Annotated in this window: 2 protein-coding genes; one reads left to right on the top strand and one right to left on the bottom strand. The window is 61.9% G+C overall.

Features of this window, described 5'->3' with window-relative positions; all coding sequences use genetic code 11:
• Positions 1–511, bottom strand: a 511-nt coding sequence (locus EPO09_RS01535) for an aminotransferase class I/II-fold pyridoxal phosphate-dependent enzyme (RefSeq protein WP_290639479.1), incomplete at its 3' end; no start/stop codon positions are given.
• 141 nt (positions 512–652) lie between these two features.
• Between EPO09_RS01535 and EPO09_RS01530 the strand changes: the two genes are divergently transcribed.
• Positions 653–1900 (top strand): DEAD/DEAH box helicase family protein (locus tag EPO09_RS01530; RefSeq protein WP_290639477.1); only part of this gene is annotated, 1248 nt, incomplete at its 3' end.

The following is a 1900-nucleotide window of genomic DNA, read 5'->3' as shown; positions in this document are numbered from 1 at the left end:
CCTTCAACTTGGCGATCATGCCGTCGAAGTTGATGCCGCGGTTGGCTGCGTCGTAATAGGGGTAGACGTCCACGGGGAAGCCGGCGGCCTCGAACAGGGCGCGGTGGTTTTCCCAGCTCGGGTCCGAGATCAGGACTTGCGCATCCGGGTTCAGGCGCTTGAGGAAGTCGGCACCCAGCTTCAAACCGCCCGTGCCGCCGATGGCCTGCGCCGTGGCGATGCGGCCCGCCTTCACGGCAGCGTGCTCGGCACCAAACACCAGGCCTTGCACGGCCTTGTCATAGGCCACGATGCCGTCGATGGGCAGGTAGCCACGGGCCTTGGGGGCCTCGGACATCTGCTTTTCAGCAGCGGCCACGCACTTCAGCAGGGGCAGCTTGCCCTGGTCGTCGGTGTAGACACCCACGCCCAGATTGACCTTGTTAGGGTTGGGGTCGGCATTGAATTGTTCGTTGAGGCCCAGGATGGGGTCACGGGGGGCCATTTCAACGGCAGCGAACAGCGAGGCCATGCAAGCAGTCTCCGGTCAGAGGTGTTAGAGCTGAAAAAGGGATAAGCTGGAAAATTCGACAGCTCGAACTCGGCTAAAAATGGTTTTTGACCACCTTCGCCAAATCGGGCAAACCCTTTATTTTATCGAACTGTGACCCGGATGTCTGAGCCGATTGATCTTTCCGCTGCCGCACACCCGTCAAAAAGTGCCCAATCTCCCGTGATTGCGCCGGTGATCGCGCTCGAAGGCGTGGTTACCGCCGGGCTGGCCGGCACCGAACACAGCGCCGGGCAGTTCGTGCAGTTTCCCGATTCCCCTTTCGAGCTGTACCAGCCTTATCCCCCGGCGGGCGATCAGCCCACGGCCATCGCGCAACTGTGTGAGGGCATTGAAGACGGCCTGTCCTATCAGACCCTGCTGGGTGTGACCGGCTCGGGCAAGACCTTCACCATGGCCAACGTGATCGCCCGGCAAGGGCGCCCGGCCATCGTGTTTGCGCCCAACAAGACACTGGCCGCACAGCTCTACGCCGAATTCCGCGAGTTCTTCCCGAACAACGCGGTCGAGTACTTCGTCAGTTACTACGACTACTACCAGCCCGAGGCCTACGTTCCGCAGCGCGATCTCTTCATCGAGAAGGACAGCGCCATCAACGAGGCCATCGAGCAGATGCGGCTGAGCGCCACCAAGAGCCTGCTGGAGCGCCGTGACGTGGTCATCGTTGCGACCGTGTCGGCCATCTACGGTATCGGCAAGCCCGAGGACTACATGCAGATGGTGCTGATCGCCCGCGTGGGTGACAAGCTCGGCCAGCGTGACGTGATCGCGCAGTTGATTCGCATGCAGTACAAGCGCAACGACATGGAGTTCGGGCGCGGCACCTTCCGTGTGCGCGGTGACACCATCGACGTGTTCCCGGCTGAACACAGCGAGCTGGCCGTGCGCATCGAGCTGTTCGACGACGAGATCGACAGCATCCAGCTGTTCGACCCGCTCACGGGCAAGGTCCGCCAGAAGATCCCGCGCTTCACGATCTACCCATCCAGCCATTACGTCACGCCGCGCGAGCGCGTGCTGGTGGCCATCGAGAGCATCAAGGCCGAGCTCAACGAGCGCGTCAAACAACTCGTGGGCGATGGCAAGCTGGTGGAGGCGCAGCGCGTCGAGCAGCGCACCCGCTTCGATCTGGAGATGCTGCAGGAGGTGGGGCACTGTAAGGGCATCGAAAATTACACACGGCACTTGTCGGGTGCCAAGCCGGGTGATCCGCCGCCTACCCTGGTGGACTACATGCCTTCCGATTCACTCATGTTCCTCGACGAGAGCCACGTGATGATCGGCCAGCTCAGCGCCATGTACAACGGCGACCGCTCGCGCAAGACCACGCTGGTGGAATACGGTTTCCGC

This window comes from Aquabacterium sp. (genome assembly GCF_004297345.1).
GTDB lineage: Bacteria > Pseudomonadota > Gammaproteobacteria > Burkholderiales > Burkholderiaceae_C > Aquabacterium.
The sequence above is the reverse complement of the archived record's forward strand: the minus strand, read 5'-3'. Positions and strand labels throughout refer to the sequence as shown.